The organism is Paraburkholderia phenazinium, from assembly GCF_900141745.1.
GTDB classification, from domain to species: domain Bacteria; phylum Pseudomonadota; class Gammaproteobacteria; order Burkholderiales; family Burkholderiaceae; genus Paraburkholderia; species Paraburkholderia phenazinium_B.
Genome location: NZ_FSRM01000001.1, coordinates 919,886 through 935,417 on the forward strand (window position 1 = coordinate 919,886; position 15,532 = coordinate 935,417).

16 protein-coding genes are annotated in these 15,532 nt (G+C 60.2%); 7 read left to right on the forward strand and 9 right to left on the reverse strand.

Annotation, left to right across the window (positions count from 1 at the left end):
* Position 1: 1 nt before the first annotated feature.
* The 5 genes from BUS06_RS04320 to BUS06_RS04345 form a co-directional block, all read right to left on the reverse strand.
* Positions 2-577: a BREX protein BrxB domain-containing protein gene (locus tag BUS06_RS04320; RefSeq protein WP_074263138.1), complete on the reverse strand. Its 576-nt coding sequence runs from the start codon at positions 575-577 to the stop codon at positions 2-4.
* A complete protein-coding gene (locus BUS06_RS04325) occupies positions 574-1,359 on the reverse strand; it encodes a BrxA family protein (RefSeq protein ID WP_074263139.1) in 786 nt (261 codons plus the stop codon). The genes BUS06_RS04320 and BUS06_RS04325 overlap by 4 nt, the downstream gene beginning before the upstream one ends.
* Complete coding sequence (locus BUS06_RS04330; RefSeq protein ID WP_074263140.1) at positions 1,356-1,910, reverse strand: BrxE family protein; 555 nt, start codon at positions 1,908-1,910, stop codon at positions 1,356-1,358. The genes BUS06_RS04325 and BUS06_RS04330 overlap by 4 nt, the downstream gene beginning before the upstream one ends.
* Positions 1,911-1,971: 61 nt before the next feature.
* Positions 1,972-2,178, reverse strand: a complete 207-nt coding sequence (gene mads1, locus BUS06_RS04335; RefSeq protein ID WP_074263141.1) for a methylation-associated defense system helix-turn-helix domain-containing protein MAD1 — start codon at positions 2,176-2,178, stop codon at positions 1,972-1,974.
* Between the two features lie 459 nt (positions 2,179-2,637).
* Complete coding sequence (locus BUS06_RS04345; protein ID WP_074263143.1) at positions 2,638-3,783, reverse strand: site-specific integrase; 1,146 nt, start codon at positions 3,781-3,783, stop codon at positions 2,638-2,640.
* A 677-nt stretch (positions 3,784-4,460) separates the two neighbouring features.
* Here BUS06_RS04345 and ilvD point away from each other — a divergent pair.
* Complete coding sequence (gene ilvD, locus BUS06_RS04355) at positions 4,461-6,323, forward strand: dihydroxy-acid dehydratase (protein ID WP_074263145.1); 1,863 nt, start codon at positions 4,461-4,463, stop codon at positions 6,321-6,323.
* Between the two features lie 144 nt (positions 6,324-6,467).
* Here the strand turns inward: ilvD and BUS06_RS04360 are convergent, their stop codons facing one another.
* Both BUS06_RS04360 and BUS06_RS04365 read right to left on the reverse strand, forming a co-directional pair.
* A complete protein-coding gene (locus BUS06_RS04360) occupies positions 6,468-6,914 on the reverse strand; it encodes an SRPBCC family protein (protein ID WP_074263146.1) in 447 nt (148 codons plus the stop codon).
* Between the two features lie 211 nt (positions 6,915-7,125).
* Positions 7,126-7,938 (reverse strand): mechanosensitive ion channel family protein, encoded by an 813-nt coding sequence (locus BUS06_RS04365; RefSeq protein ID WP_074263147.1) that lies wholly within the window; start codon positions 7,936-7,938, stop codon positions 7,126-7,128.
* A 336-nt stretch (positions 7,939-8,274) separates the two neighbouring features.
* Between BUS06_RS04365 and BUS06_RS04370 the strand changes: the two genes are divergently transcribed.
* Positions 8,275-8,613 carry a DUF190 domain-containing protein gene (locus tag BUS06_RS04370; RefSeq protein ID WP_074263148.1) on the forward strand — a complete coding sequence of 113 codons (339 nt, stop codon included), beginning with the start codon at positions 8,275-8,277 and terminating at the stop codon, positions 8,611-8,613.
* Between the two features lie 86 nt (positions 8,614-8,699).
* Positions 8,700-9,041, forward strand: coding sequence for a DUF190 domain-containing protein (locus BUS06_RS04375; protein WP_074263149.1), 342 nt, complete (start codon positions 8,700-8,702; stop codon positions 9,039-9,041).
* Here the strand turns inward: BUS06_RS04375 and BUS06_RS04380 are convergent.
* A complete protein-coding gene (locus BUS06_RS04380; protein ID WP_167379368.1) occupies positions 9,019-10,686 on the reverse strand; it encodes a hypothetical protein in 1,668 nt (555 codons plus the stop codon). The genes BUS06_RS04375 and BUS06_RS04380 overlap by 23 nt on opposite strands.
* On the opposite strand from BUS06_RS04380, the gene BUS06_RS38130 reads away from it, so the two are divergent.
* The 4 genes from BUS06_RS38130 (at position 10,667) to BUS06_RS04395 (ending at position 13,957) form a co-directional block, all read left to right on the forward strand.
* Positions 10,667-10,960, forward strand: a complete 294-nt coding sequence (locus tag BUS06_RS38130) for a hypothetical protein (protein WP_167379369.1) — start codon at positions 10,667-10,669, stop codon at positions 10,958-10,960. The genes BUS06_RS04380 and BUS06_RS38130 overlap by 20 nt on opposite strands.
* Positions 10,961-11,728: 768 nt before the next feature.
* The gene (locus tag BUS06_RS04385) at positions 11,729-12,301 is read left to right on the forward strand and encodes a TetR/AcrR family transcriptional regulator (protein ID WP_074265910.1); all 573 of its coding nucleotides are present in this window, start codon (positions 11,729-11,731) and stop codon (positions 12,299-12,301) included.
* A gap of 58 nt (positions 12,302-12,359) precedes the next feature.
* Positions 12,360-13,223, forward strand: a complete 864-nt coding sequence (locus BUS06_RS04390; protein ID WP_074263151.1) for an SDR family NAD(P)-dependent oxidoreductase — start codon at positions 12,360-12,362, stop codon at positions 13,221-13,223.
* A gap of 17 nt (positions 13,224-13,240) precedes the next feature.
* Positions 13,241-13,957, forward strand: a complete 717-nt coding sequence (locus BUS06_RS04395) for an NAD(P)H-binding protein (protein ID WP_074263152.1) — start codon at positions 13,241-13,243, stop codon at positions 13,955-13,957.
* A 105-nt stretch (positions 13,958-14,062) separates the two neighbouring features.
* On the opposite strand, the gene BUS06_RS04400 is transcribed toward BUS06_RS04395, so the two are convergent.
* Positions 14,063-15,466, reverse strand: a complete 1,404-nt coding sequence (locus BUS06_RS04400; RefSeq protein WP_074263153.1) for a GGDEF domain-containing protein — start codon at positions 15,464-15,466, stop codon at positions 14,063-14,065.
* Between the last annotated feature and the right edge of the window lie 66 nt (positions 15,467-15,532).

Genomic DNA, 15,532 nt, shown 5'->3' on the forward strand with positions numbered 1-15,532 from the left:
TTCAGAAGATCTTCGGGCGGTAGTTGTGCTCCGCGTCGAGCACGCCCATGAAACGGAGGCCGGCGGCTCCATCGAGGTCGCCCGGGTAGAAGAGAACGGTCGGAACGTGAACGCGGCCCTTCAGCTGTTCCAGAAGCGAGAACGTCCGGTACACGGGGAATAGCGCCCCAGTACGCATAATGAACACGACGTCGCGCTGTGGGTCGGGTTCCTGCGGCATCCGGGCGTCGACAAGGTCGACAAGCGGCGAGTACTCCGAGAGCACGGAGTGTACGGTCTCGACGATGGTTTCGACGCCCTGTTCCCGCTCGGCAGTGAACCACTCTTCCAACGGACGTTGCGAACGCATCGCCTCGTCGAGACACTCTGCGAGCGAGATGCGCATTACGCGCTTGCCCTTCTGGGAAAGTCGTGTCTCGAGAAGGGTCACCTGCTTGCGCAATTCGAACTCTTCGTCCGGTTCGTAGCGAAACAGCGCGTATGGCATGTCGTGGTAGGCGCTGATCCGCTGCCGCGGATCGGGCAATTCGAGGACGGGCTCGAGGTTCTGCGTGATACGGTGTAGGAGGTCGCTCATGCCACCATCTTCTCTGCATATTGGTAAGAACTCGTGCAAGGCAGATCTAGCTGCACGAGGCTGCCAGCCACGTGGTATTCGAGCTTTTGGTATTGGTGCAGCCTTAGCAGCTCGCGCTCGACGTCGGCGGTGCGCATCAGGAATAGGCGCCATCCGTACGAGGCAATGACCCTGCTCGGGCTCAACTTCTCGTCGCGCATCGCATGGAGCAGATAGAGGAAGCTCCTCTCCGACAGGTGGAACGAGACGAACTCCTTGGTGATTGAACCACGAAGGAGGCCGAAGTCGACGGCGATTTTGAGTAGGCCCGCCGCGACGCGTTTCTTCGTCTGTTCAGACCACGCGTGCTCCGTGGTCGCGCCACGCGTGGCAATGCTGCCTAGGTATTCCTCGACGTCCTCGCTGCAAATGCGAAAGATACCGGCATCGTAGGCTTCGAAAAGCCATGTCTCGAGAAAGTCGCGGACGAGGAACTCGTCGCGCGTCATGTGCCAGAGGAGCAACGGCTTCCACTCTTCGACCGGCAGCCCATGCTGTGCGAGCATGACAAGGGGGCGGTCACGCCCCGCGGGGTCGAAGCGGCGGTTCAGCACCTTAGCGACGTCGCGCAGCCAAGTTGCGCTGCGCGCACCGATGAAGTTCTCCTGCCTTAGGCGATCGAGATTCTCGCGCTTCGATTGCTCGAAGTCCCACGCCGAAAAAACGGAGTAGGTTTCGTCAATCATCGCGCCTTTGATAACGGTAAATGAGGACGCGACATTGGCGCGCGAGCTCGTCGTCATGTCTCGGTCCATTTGGAATATGGGACCGCAAGAGCCCCCGGCTCACCTCGTGCAAAGCCGAGAGCAAGCAGCGTGACATCCGCGTTAGCGTCACCATAGACTCCGGGCAGCGGTACGGCGCGACCTTCCGCCGAGCGGCGCAGCCTTGCATAGGCATCGATATCGGTTTCAGTCACCAGTTCGAGAGTACGGAGTACCTCGACCAGATCCGTGCTGCTCAGTGTCTCGATCCGCTCGAAGAATGAATTCCAGTCGCTTGCGTGATCGAGCCAATGCTCCCAGCGTCCGTCGAAGTCCTCCTCGACGGTCTCGGGTAGTTTCCAGAGCGTCACGCAACTGGGCGGGTTGAACACCTCGTCGCACCGCTGAGCGGCAACAGCGAAGACTGAACGGGCTTGTGCGAATCGATACGTGCGGGGAAATCCGCGTCGCAGTACTGCAGCGCCCAGTCTTCCCAGCTGGCCCTTGGTGTTCCACCAGCGAGCGTTGTCGAGTTCCCCGAAGCGCGCCACAACGATGCGAAGCCGAAGTAGTTTTTCAAGATCAATCATGCTTTACGCCACCGTGCAGCCTCTTCACCTGTGGCGGCGCCCCTTGTTATCTGGTCTTCCTTCATGCGTCAGCCAGATCGTTGCCGCTACCGGCCGACTGGCGCCTGATCCATAAGTCGATCTCGGCTCGCGAGAACCGCCAGCTTCCGCCAACCTTGAAAGCCGGTATCTTCTTGGCTGCCGCCAAGCGATAGGCCGTCCGCTTGCCCACCTTTAGGAAAGCGGCCACTTCGTCAAGAGTAAATATCTCGTCAGAATCGTTGCGCATTGGTACCTGCCCACTCAGGACAGAGAATCTTCTTTCTTGATGACGATCTTGGCAAGTATACGGCAAACCTGTCTATGTTTGAACGGGTGCCGCAAGAGGGGGAAATGACCGACAGTCGGGCGATCGAAAAGAGAACGGGGTTGCCGTACAGAAGTCCATGGCCGAGCACCCGGCTTTGCAACGGCTGGAAGACCGGCTCCAGTGGTACAACATCAAGGGTGCGCAATGCCAGAAGTTGTATGAGCGGCTGAGGTTGACCAGGGACGTTCGAGGTGCGCCCTTGCGGTCTGAGGCACTCTTGCAACTGGTTTTCGGTGCAGTGGTAGTACAGTGCCCAGCTCTTTCGGGTTGACTAGAACTATGCCAAACGACGGTTTATTTAGGCCACTTACAGTCGAATAATCCTAATATTCAAAAGCTTACCGCGCCACACTGCGAAAAATGATTTGCAAATCGTTTTCATCGAAGTTTTTTCGCCAAGTCTTCTGCGCGCGGATGGTAATAGCGCATGAGCATGCGTGGATCTTTGTGGCCGGTGATCTTCGTTAGCTCGTGCATTGGGAAGATTGACGCTAAGCGCGATATGGCTTCGTGCCTAAGGTCATGAAAGCGGAGGTCTGTCAGAAGCTTCCCATCCGGCTGTCGGCCGGCGTTTCTGCATTCGTCGAGGTAGAACTTACGCGCACGCTCAACAGCACGCTCGAAGGCCCTAGTAACGGCGTCGCTACGAATATTGAACACACTCCTCTTATCGTCGACTACCCCGTCACTTGTGGGGGCAACTTTGGGGGCATCCTTGGCTTCGTCGTGATTGTTTGTCAGGGCCTGAAGTACTGCGACGGCCCGGGGCGACAACGGCACGTCGCGGGAGTCCCCGTTCTTTGTGGCCGGCAGGTGTGCGACCCGGCGCTTAAGATCCACGTGCTCCCATCGCAGCGACACGATTTCTCCCCGGCGCATGGCCGTTTCGACAGCCAGCCAGATAATGGCGGGTAGCAGCGTCGAGCTGCTGGCTTCTACGACGCGCTCGAGTTCACCATCCTGCGCGCCGCGCTCCGATTCGGTGTCGCTGGCATCTGAATCTTCTGTGCCGGGTTCGCCGGAGGCAATGCGCCGCGTCCGCGCGTTGTTTGGCTGCGGCTTCCGAACTAGCTCGACCGGATTCGACAGGCTTTCCATGCCCCATTCCTTGCGGGCGACGTTAAACACATGCGAGAGAACAGCCAGGCGGCGCAGAACCGTAGCAGGTTTGTAGTCCTTTAACCATTCGTCCCGAAGTTTCGCCACGTCGGCGCTCCGGATCGTGGCTAGCGGCCGCTTCGCCAAGTCAACTGCCTTGCAGGTTTTCAGGACAGAAGATTCCTGTGCCGCCCCCTTCTTTGACAGCGAGACTTCTTCATCGTAGCGTTTCAGCGCCTCATAGAGCGTTGTCGCCTCGGCCTCGCTACGGCTGACCCATACACCGCGCGACATTTCCGATTCGATCATGTTGGCCCAGGCTTCCGCCTCGGCCTTGGTGGTAAAGGTCTTGCTTTGCGCGGGATAGCCGCGCCGGCGGACCTGTGCCTCCCATTGGTACTGCCCACGCTTTCGGATGGTCGGCATTTCTCGATGCTCGCTCGAACGGAGTGTGGCAATATTGTGGCAAATAATCGGAGAAAGCGCTAGGAACTCTGTGTTTACTAAGGAGGTTTTTACATTCGCAATGCGAAGGTCGGGAGTTCGATCCTCCTCCTCCCACCAACAAGAATTCGAAGGGTTACAGGTGATTCGCCTGTAACCCTTTTTCATTTAGAGCTGTCCGTTGCTCAGCCAGGCTCTCCAGCAGAGCAAGGTATCCGCGGATCAACATGGCGCTGTGAGGACATCGATCCTTTGCGATGCGTTTGCCGCAGAAGGCGACAGGAATTTCGTTATGAAGCTTTATGACGTGCCCGTGGCGGCAGTAGACGCAGAAGGCATGAGGGGCGGAGCCGCGTTCAAGGCACCGTTCAATTTCTCAGGGAAGGGCCAATTTGGGCAGGTCACCCTCTGTAGCGCGGCTCGACTCGTGGGACACCGATGCACGGATACACTGCCCACCTCTCCCGTCAATTAATACTCCCTGCGACCTAATCCCACCTCAAAAATATATTGGACGTCTCACCGCTCCTCTCGCACTATTCACACATTCCCGCTTTAAACCCGCGCAGGCCATCGCGAGCCACCGCCCGCACCGCCGCCTCGCTCGCATCACCCAACCCAAATTCCAATAACCCCCGTCCCCAAGCACAAACACAACCATGCCTGACTATCGATCAAAAACCTCGACCCACGGCCGCAACATGGCCGGCGCCCGCGCCTTGTGGCGTGCCACGGGCATGAAGGACGGCGACTTCGGCAAGCCGATCATCGCGGTGGTCAACTCCTTCACGCAGTTCGTCCCGGGCCACGTGCACCTGCGCGACCTCGGCGCACTGGTCGCAAAAGAAATCGAAGCAGCCGGCGGCGTCGCTAAAGAATTCAACACCATCGCCGTCGACGACGGCATCGCCATGGGCCACGGCGGCATGCTGTACTCGCTGCCGTCGCGCGAACTGATCGCTGACTCGGTCGAATACATGGTCAACGCGCATTGCGCCGACGCCATGGTCTGCATCTCCAATTGCGACAAGATCACCCCCGGCATGCTGATGGCTGCCATGCGCCTGAACATCCCCGTCGTGTTCGTCTCCGGCGGTCCGATGGAAGCGGGCAAGGTGAAGTCGCCAACGGACGGCCAGGTGATCGCCAAGATCGACCTGATCGACGCGATGATCAAGGCGGGCGACTCGAGGGTCAGCGACGCGGAAGTGGCGGAAATCGAACGCAGCGCCTGCCCGACGTGCGGCTCCTGCTCGGGCATGTTCACCGCGAATTCGATGAATTGCCTGACGGAAGCCATCGGCCTGGCGTTGCCCGGCAACGGTACGATCGTGGCCACGCATGCATGGCGTAAGGGTCTGTTCGAGCAGGCCGGCCGCCTGGTGGTGGACCTTTGCCGTCGCTACTATCAGGAAGACGACGCTTCGGTTCTGCCGCGCAGCATCGCCAGCAAGCAGGCATTCGAGAATGCCATGGCGCTCGACGTCGCTATGGGTGGTTCGACCAATACCGTGCTGCATCTGCTGGCAGCCGCGCAGGAAGGTGGCGTCGATTTCACGATGTCCGATATTGATCGCATCTCGCGCAAAGTGCCGTGTCTGTGCAAGGTAGCGCCCGCCACCGACAAATTCCATATCGAAGACGTGCATCGTGCCGGCGGCATTCCCGGCATTCTTGGCGAACTCGCGCGTGCGGAACTGCTGGACCTGTCGTGCGGCAACGTGCATAGCGGCACGCTGGGCAATGCGATCGCCAAATGGGACGTCGCCGGTGGCGCGGGCGAAGAAGCACAGAAGCTTTTCCGCGCGGCCCCGGGCGGCATTCCTACCACCGTCGCGTTCAGCCAGGAAGCCACCTTTACTTCGCTGGATACCGATCGCAAGACCGGCTGTATCCGCAGCAAGCAGAACGCATATTCGAAAGACGGCGGTCTCGCAGTGCTATACGGCAACCTCGCGGAGAAGGGCTGCATCGTCAAGACCGCGGGCGTCGACGAATCGCAATGGGTGTTCTCCGGCCGCGCGCGCGTCTTCGAGAGTCAGGACGATGCCGTCGAAGCCATTCTCGGCGACAAGGTTGTCGCGGGCGATGTGGTCGTGATCCGCTATGAAGGTCCCAAGGGCGGTCCCGGCATGCAGGAAATGCTTTACCCCACGTCCTATCTGAAATCCAAGGGGCTGGGCAAGAGCTGCGCGCTGTTTACCGACGGCCGTTTCTCGGGCGGTTCGTCCGGGCTGGTGATCGGTCACGCGTCGCCGGAAGCAGCTGAAGGCGGCACGATCGGTCTGGTGGAAGAGGGCGACGTAATCGAGATCGACATCCCCAATCGCAAGATGCACCTGGCTGTGTCGAACGAGGAACTCGCACGCCGTCGCGCAGCCATGGAGGCACGTGGCGCTCAGGCCTGGCTGCCGGCGAATCGTGAACGCGTGGTATCGCAAGCGTTGCAGGCCTACGCCGCGCTGGCGACCTCGGCCGATCGCGGCGCGGTGCGGGACATCTCGCAACTCAAGCGCAAGTGATACGCAAAGGCCCTGTCGTCAGTCACAACACGATCAGGTAAAGCGGTCGGGGTAAAGCGATGGATAGGCGAGTACGGCCTATCCATCGTTTATCTTTGGGCCGCCCTCGGCGCTACGCGAACAGTCCGTTCGCTCCGCCTGCCTTCACTGCCGAATCTCAGCTTCCACCAGCATGATCAGCAACGTAAGCGACTCTTGCCATCCGAGATAGCAGGCCTCAGCAGGAATCACTTCGGGTATCCCTTCCTGGATCACGTTCAGTTCGGTTCCGACAATCACGGGCCGTAGGGACACCGTTGTCTGCATCACGCCCGGCAAGTTTGGATCATCGAATCTGCCGGTGTATCGAATGCGTTCGTGCGGCACCAGTTCGAGATACTCCCCACCGAAAGAATGGCTGTCACCCGTCGTGAAATTCGTGAACGACGCATGGTAGCTGCCGCCCTCCCTGGCATCCAGTTGATGAACCTTGCAGGTAAATCCATTCGGTGGAAGCCACTTGGCCAGGGCATCTGCGTCCAGGAACGCACGATAGATACGCTCGGACGTGGCACGGATCACGCGGTGAAGACGGACGGTCTGGTTAGGCATCATTGGCTCCGGAAATGGAGGGAGGACCCCTCCGATCCTATACGACGCGTGAAGCGTCGTGGAATCGACATGCGCGATCCATTTAAGGTACACGGAACATCAATCGGGACGCTGAAAACCAGCAACAATAGGGATTTGAGGTATTTTTTCTAGGTTACGAAAGGGCAGCCTGGTTCAACGTCTCCAAGCACCAAGCGGACATCGACGCGATTCACTGCGCCGCAACCGCGCATCCAGCCTCAGTGAGCGCCGTGCGGGCATGGCTGCGCAGATCGTCACTGGCAAGCGGTGCATCCGGACTACGCACCCACGCCGCGATCCTGAGCTTTGCGCCGCCCGACTTCGGATAGCTCGCCACCGTAACAACCGGAGCAAGCGTCGTCCCGCTCAACACGCGCGGCTCGTCCGCCACCAGTTTTTTCAGTTCGCCAATCGCCGCATCGACGTCCTTGCGCTGCGCCAGGTCCACATCCACTTCAATACGCTGCGTGCCGCCGCTGCTGTAGTTGATGACAGGGTTACTCCAGATCGTGCTGTTCGGCACGAACACGGCATTGCCGTCGCTACGTTCGATGCGTGTGGTGAAGAGTCCAACCTCCCGCACGATGCCGGCGGCGGCCCCACTGCCTTCGATCACGTCACCGGCACGGAATGGCCGCAGCATCAGCAGCATGATGCCCGCGGCAATGTTCTGCAGTGTGCCCTGCAGCGCCAGCCCGATTGCGAGGCCGGCGGCGCCGAGTACCGCCAGCACGCTCGCCGTCGCAATGCCTACCTCGCTCAACGCCGCGATGAATACCACCACCCGCACCGCCCACGTTCCCATTGCCTTGAGCATGGGGCCGAGGGTGGGATCTGCCCGAGTGTGCGCAAAGGCCTTGGCGAACATCGAGCCGATCCGGTTCGAAAGCCACCAGCCGACGGCGATGATCAGGGCGGCAACGACCAGGTGCAGCATGTCGTGTGCGACCGTCACGATCAGTGACGGCTGGAAATGCAGGAGTCTTGTCAGGAAATCGTCCATCGCTCGATCTCGCTCTTTTCGCAGGGGATATATACCCTGACGCGCTTTACGCGAATATGTTCCCGCCTAAGGAGCGCGAACCTGTATACACGCCACGCATCGCGCGCGTTGCGCCATCTTGCGCGAGAAAAAGCGGAATCTCATGGTCAGCTCTACCGCGCGGTAAGCATTGCGCGTCAGGTTGACCGGTCCGCTTGAGAAGGGCAGTCTTTCTGAGTGACGCACTCAATGCACAGAGCTGCTTCGATAGCCTGCATCGAGATCAATGCGTCCAATGCATAGTGCCGCACAATTTCCTATGCTTAAGACGTCACTTCGGTGCGTGCGGAGATCCCTATGAAAGGCAGTCAATTGACCGTGTTTGCGGACAACCAGAGTCGTCGCAAAGGTCATATGACGGTCGCAAGGTGGATACTCGATCAAACGACGCGGGCCGGCATCATCGGTGCGACGGTGATCGATGTGAGCGAGAGCGTCGATGTGCGCGGCAAGTATCATGCGGCGGGGTTCTTCGAGCTGATCGACCAGCCGGTGGTCGTCACGGTGGCCTCGGATGATGGACGTATCGATGCGCTGCTCGAGCGTCTGCGGGAAGGCGGTGTGCGACTCTTCTACACGCGCTGTCCGGTCGAATACGAAGTGCTTGGGGTGAGTGAGGCAGAAGGGCGCGAATGACGGATCGGGTTGTGCCTGCTAGCGGCTGCCGTGCGTAAGCCGCGATTGTGCAACGCGCTTAACGAACTTGATGACGTGGCAGCATCATGAACGGCTATCAACTGACGTTCTACACAGAGAAGAACCGCAAACACGGCCATCAGACCGTGTGCGAATGGCTGCTGCATCAGGTCCGCGAACTCGGCATCTGCGGTGCGACGGTCATCAGTTGTTCGGAGGGCATCGGCCATGCCGGAGCACGTCACGCTGCGCACGTGCTTCGGCTTACCGATCAGCCGCTCCAGATCATTCTCGCCGTAACCGAAGAGGAAGCCGGGAAACTGCTCGATCTCGTGCGGGCCGAGCGGGTGCACGTGTTCTACGTGCGCTTCCCGGTCGAATTCGACATCATCGCGGGCGACCCGCTCAGTTCGCAACATACCCCGTAGGCGTCGTGACATTCGCCTTGGCGACCGTCGCATTGTTCGACACCACATACACCGGCGCTTCGGTCAGATTCAGCGTCAACGTGCCGTTGGTGTAGCTCATCGTCAGCGGATTGCCCATCATGTCGATGACTTTCACATTGCCGCTGGTCCCTGGCGCATCCACGGTGAGGCTGTAAGGCACGCTATACGTCGAGCTGAATCCGCTGCTCGCGCTCCACACGTTGTTGTTGTGAGTCCAGAGCGCCGTGATCACTGCACCGTTGCCGAGTTGCTGGAAGGAGTACGCGTAGACACCGGATGGTGTGCCGTTCACTGGCCCCAGTGTGTTGGTGCCGTCCAGAACGTGCGTCAGCGCGCTCACTGCCATTGCGGCCGGCTTCGGGCTGATGTTGGTGGCGCCGAACGCGCCTTGCGCGTCGGCGAGATCGAAGAACGTGCCGTAGCCCACCTCATTCGGGTAGTCCGCGCCATAGAACACGTAGGTCTGATCGACACCTTCGCCCAGCATGATGATGTGTGTGCGGGCAACCACCGCCGCTTGCGCGAACAGGACGTTGGCGGTCGGGTAGTTCGGGCCGTACGACGTGCCCAGGTCATAGCTGATGCCCACTTCGGTCTGGAACAGCTTCATGCCGGGCTTATAGTCCGTTGTCATCTCCGTGCGCAGCGCGCGAATCTCGTTCATCAGCGCGTTGGCGGCGTTCGCAGGCGTCGGGTCCGTTGCAAGGCGCTCCGGCGGATGCGAAGGCGAAGTGCCCGCATCGTAGTAGCCGTGGGTCGAGATGCCGTCGATATAGTTGCCGAAGCCAAGCGACGCGATGCGCTGCAGGCGCGTGGTCGTAAGCGACGGGAACGCGTCGGTCGGCCCCATCACCACCGCATGCGGGTCGGTGGAGTGAATGCCCTGATACACCGATTGATACAGCGCGACGAAATTGGCGTCGGTGTCGTTCCATAACGAGTTCGGTTCCCACGTCACCTGGTAGTAGTTGTTCGACTGGGTGGGGAAATACGTAGTGCGAATCGTATTGGACTCCGTACCCACGCGGCTCATGTAGTTTTGATAGTACGAGAGGCTGGTCGGCGGGTTGGTGTCGTCCTCGAACGCACCGGTCGGGCTTGCCCAGGCCGGAATGCCGTCCAGACGGATCAGGCGCATTACCTTGCCCGACGTATAAAACGGGTCGAGGTTATTCGCGGCCGGGTTGAACGTGTTTGCCGCGTTTGGCTCCATCGTCGAGAGCTGGCGGCTGTCGATCGTCGACGAAATGCCGAGGTCGGCCAGCAACGGCCCGTTGTCGTTCTCACCCTGCATGCCGAAGCGATGCTCGTCCTGTGACGCATAGGTCACCGCGGGTACGGTGCCGGACAGATTGGGAAGGACACCGAACGAGGCGATACCGGTGGGACGTGTGCCCTCTGAAGGCAACTGGCCGCCGTTGGCGGCTAGCGTCGCGGAAGCCGCGAAATAGCCGGCGAGCGTCGAGGTGCAGTTGAGCGTGGTGGTGACCGGTCCGCTCGCGACGGCAAAGCTGCCGCTCGCTGCGACGTTGCCCAACTGGTCGCTGACAGCCCAGTTCACTTTGTCCGCGGACGGTGCGTTGGTGGTAAAGGCAAGCTGGAACGTGCTACCCGACGCAAACATACGGGTGGCGTCGGCGCTCGGCGTATCGGCGGAAATCAGGGCGCTACTTGCTGCTGTGCTCGAACTGGTCGGCGATTGGCAGGACATTGTTTCGCCCGCGCTGGTGTTGGCGGTCAGCGAGGTGCTGGCGGTGCCGCTGGAGCTGGTGCCGTTGCTGGTGCTGGTGCCGTTATTGTTGACGGTGGCACTCGTGCCGCTGGATCCGCTGCCGGATCCGCCACCGCCGCCGCAGCCTGCGAGTACCAGTAGCAATGAGGAGAGCAATAACGAATGAGATTTCATCTGTGAGGCGAAAATTTAGGAATACTGATCCATCGGGCGTTTCGCGTCGTGCGAGGCGCTTCGTGGATCCAATTCGGGTTTGACGTCAGGCACGCGATGTCGAGGCTGAACCTCGTCCGACCGCTGCCCGCAGATATCGGGGTTCGAGACGTGGGGGACCGACAGTTAGCGCGTCATACGTGCGCCAGCGTGGCATTCGTATGAACGATCGAAGTAGCGCCGGATGTCGTCGCGGACGCATCTGGCGTGTAGCCAAACGTTTGCGCTGCTAGGCCGAAACCGCCGTGCAAAGTAAGGTAACTATCAACTCAATTGCGCGGTAGACCACATACTCGAACTTACCGATGTGTTAACGGCTCGTCTTTCGCGAAGTGAATCCTACCGAATTGATTTTTTTAGGTCTGCAAAAAATACGTAACGAGCTGTAACGTATGAACAATGCCTGATTTATGGGGCTAAAAATGCACTAAGGCCGTGAATAAAGGGTCAATCGCTATTCATATCCTCCGCTATTAGAGATGTTTTGAGAGAAAACTGGTGTGCCACTTTTTATGTTGGATACCTAAATATAATGCCGGGTTCACGAGTGGTATTTTCATCATATTTCAACTCTCTTTCAGTCGATTTGAAACTGTCAGGTTATGGCCGCTTTTGGCTAGTGAAAAAGAGACTCGTGCCAGCTTCACATTTTTCTTGAAAAAGTCGCTCCTCGTGTTTATGATTGAGTGTTCACTCATTTATGAAGCCCGATCATTTCCGCATGGCCCGTCCGAAAAGCGAAGACAAACGCAACGCCATTCTTGCTGCTGCCACTCAGGTGATCGCCGAACAGGGGCTCGGCGCCCCGACCGCGCGGATTGCCAAAGTCGCGGGGGTGGCAGAAGGCACGCTCTTCACTTATTTCGAAAGCAAGGACGTTCTACTGAACGAGTTGTACCTCGACATCAAGGCAGGCATGGGAGAAGCAATGATGGGCGCCTACCCGAGGACGGGAAGCATCGAGAAGCGCGCCCGCTATGCGTGGCTGCAATACGTGAACTGGGGTGTCGCCTTCCCCGACAAGCGGCGGACTATCGCGCAACTGTCCGTGTCCGACCGTCTGAGCGAGCAGACACGGGCCGCGGGCATGCGCCCGTTCGCCGACATCAACGAGATGCTGGAGGCGAGCATCGCCAGCGGGGTTTTGCGGGATCAGCCGCCGGCCTTCGTGGCGGCGATCATGGGTTCGCTGGCGGAGACCACGATGGAATTCATTGAACGCGATCCTGCTCACGCGGAGCGGTATCGCGAAGCAGGCCTGGAGGCCTTCTGGAACGCCATCGCCAAGAAGTGACATTTTTTTATGCAGTTAATGAGTGATTACATGCTCATCTAATCGAAAGGAGTACATCATGGCAAAAGTCTGGCTGGTTACCGGTAGCGCACGCGGACTCGGGCGCGATATTGTCGAAGCGGCATTGGCGGCGGGAGAGCGCGTCGTTGCGACGGCGCGCGATCCTCGGCAGCTCGACGATCTGGTCGCGCAGTATGGCGACCAGGTGCGCGCGGTCGCACTCGATGTCACGGATGCGGCCGCCGCGCGTGCAGCCGTGCAAGCGACGCTCGACGCGTTCGGACGGCTCGACGTGGTTGTCAACAATGCGGGCTTCGGACATCTGTCGCCGTTCGAACAGGCGAGCGAGGAGGATTTTCGTGCGCAGATCGATACCAACTTCTACGGCGTGGTCAACGTGACGCGCGCGGCCATCCCCACCCTGCGCAAGCAGCGCAGTGGCCACATCATCCAGATTTCCTCGGTGGGCGGTCGTCTCGGCATGCCGGGGCTCGCGGCTTATCAGTCGGCGAAATGGGCCGTCGGCGGTTTCACCGAAGTGGTGAGCCAGGAGCTGGCGCCTATCGGCATCAAGCTCACAGCGCTCGAGCCGGGCGGCATGAAGACCGGGTGGGGCAACGAAGCAAGCAGCGCGCTACCCGAACTCCTGGAGGACTATGCTCCTTCTGTTGGCGCGATCGTCGGGCTGCTGGAACAGCACGTCGGCAACGAGACAAGCGATCCGAAGAAAGTGGCGCAGGTCGTGCTCAAGCTGGCTTATCACGATCAGCCGCCGGTGCATCTGCTGCTCGGCAGTGACGCGCTTCACTACGCGGGCGAAGCGGAAAAAGCGCGCGCAGCCAGTGGCGAAGCGTGGCGCGAGGTGAGCGTCGCGACTGACTATGCTGCGCCTGCGACGCTGCCCAACTTCCCGAAATCCTGAAGACAGGGAACATGGCTATGAGAGTCTTGCTGTTTGGTGCAACCGGGATGGTGGGGCAGGGCGTGCTGCGCGAATGCCTGCGTGCCCAGGACGTCGAGTCGGTTCAGACGGTGGGCCGTTCGCCCACCGGCCAACTGGACCCGCGTCTCACCGAGATCGTCCACTCCGACATGATGGACTACCGCACGATTGAGGCCTCGCTGCAGGGCTTCGATGCGTGTTTCTTTTGTCTTGGCGTGTCGTCGTTCGGCATGAAGGAAGCCGACTACACACGTCTCACCTACGACTTGACTCTCGCAGCCGCTCGCACGCTGGCGCGTCTGAATCCGCAGATGACTTTCATCTACGTCTCCGGTAGCGGTACCGATAGCAGTGAGCAGGGCCGCAGCATGTGGGCGCGTGTGAAGGGCAAGACGGAGAACGCGCTGAAGTCGCTGCCGTTCCGGGCGGTGTATCTGTTTCGGCCGGGTGTGATCGAGCCGCTGCACGGGATCCAGTCGAAGACGCGCATGTACCGGCTGATTTATCCGGCCTTGAAGCCGGTGATGGCGCTGATGCGCGTCCTCGCGCCGAAGCAGATCGTCACCACCGAAGAGATGGGGCTTGCGATGTTGGCACTGGCGCGACGTGGCGTGCCGGACCGGGCGGTGCTGGGACCGGCTGAGATAGGCGCGCTGTGCCGCACACCTGGCGGTCCGGGCGACGCACCCCCGCTCAAGCCGCATGCGGGATAATTTCCCGCAGCCCGCAGCCCGCAGCCCGCAGCCCGCAGCCCGCAGCCCGCAGCCCGCAGTTCACGGGGCGCGGCTTGCGGCACGCACCCGCACCGAACGTCGCGCCTAAGCGCCAATCACCCGGTTGCGGCCCAGGTGCTTCGCACGATAAAGCCGCTCATCTGCAGCCCGCAGGATCTCGTCGATCGTGTCGCCGTCGCGTCCGAACTGCGACACACCAATGCTCACGGTAAGGGCGACCGCGTTGCCGGACTGGCCGCCAAACACACCATTGGCGATCGCTTCACGGATCCGTTCACCAATCGACTGCCCGACGCTCAACACCACCTGGGGCAGCAGCACCATAAACTCCTCGCCGCCAACCCGAGCGACGCCGTCGTACGGCCGGATCGCCTCCAGACACCTTTGGACGAAGCCGCGCAGGATTTCGTCGCCGACCTGGTGCCCGTACGAGTCGTTGATAGCCTTGAAGTGATCGAGGTCCAGCGCGAGAAGCGAGAAGGGTGCGCCGCCGCGTTTCGCGCGACCGATCTCAGCCTCGACCATTCCAATGAACTGTCGCCGGTTCGCTGCACCGGTCAGCGGATCGGTAGCCGCCAGATGCTCGAGCTTCAGATTGGTACGCTTCAGCTCCTGCAGAGCATTCTCCGTGCGTTCCATTTCTTCCGCGATGCGCGCCATCAACTCTTCCTGGCTGTAAATGGTTGCGAACGAGCGCGTTGTCCGGAACGCCTGCACGACCCCGTAACTGAGAAGGAAGAAGCCCGCGGCGAAAATGGCGTGAGCGAGCCACCACAGATGATTCCAGGGGCGCGCCAGAATGAATGCGAGCGAGGACAGTGCAAACGACGTCACCGAAATGCCGAAGATTTTCATCAACGGTGAGCGGATGCGCCGCGCCAGCATGACCGCCAGGTTCACGACAGAGAACACCAGCGCGCCGCCTTCCAGCGACAATCGAACCGCCAGCTCGCCCGCGATCGGCGAATAAGCGAGCACACCCACCGCGACGTCGATCAGCACGAACAGGACGATCCACTTCAGCCAGCGGCCCGGCTCGCGGCGCAAGTGCACCGGCTCCGGCGGTTGATGCCACGTCAGCAACGCGACGAGCAGCAGCACCGACATCGCGAGCCGCGATGCCGGGCCGTACAGGAGGAACAGCCAGATATTGTGATGTGCCATTCCGGTGAAGGCACCGTGCAGGGCATAGATCAGCACGAAGGCGAGAAAGCCGAGCGTCAGCCAGCGCAGCAGCGGCTCGCCGGACGACTGATAGCACCGCCAGGCGACATACGAAACGAACAGTCCTTCGAGCGTCGCGGCCGCAATGGCGAATTCGTGGAAAACGTGGTTTTCGAAGAACAGCGCGGGATTCTGGAAGACGTAGACGTACGCGATCAGGTAGGCGGGGATCAGCGCAAAGCCTGCGATCAGCAGCCCCAGATAGATCCGGGTCGCCCACTGTACGGTTGCGGACGGCTCATCTGCCACAACGCTTGCTGTCATACGTAATCCTCCGGAGGCCTGAACAACTTGCCATGACGGACCTGCTGCCAGTTTGCGTACGCTGGA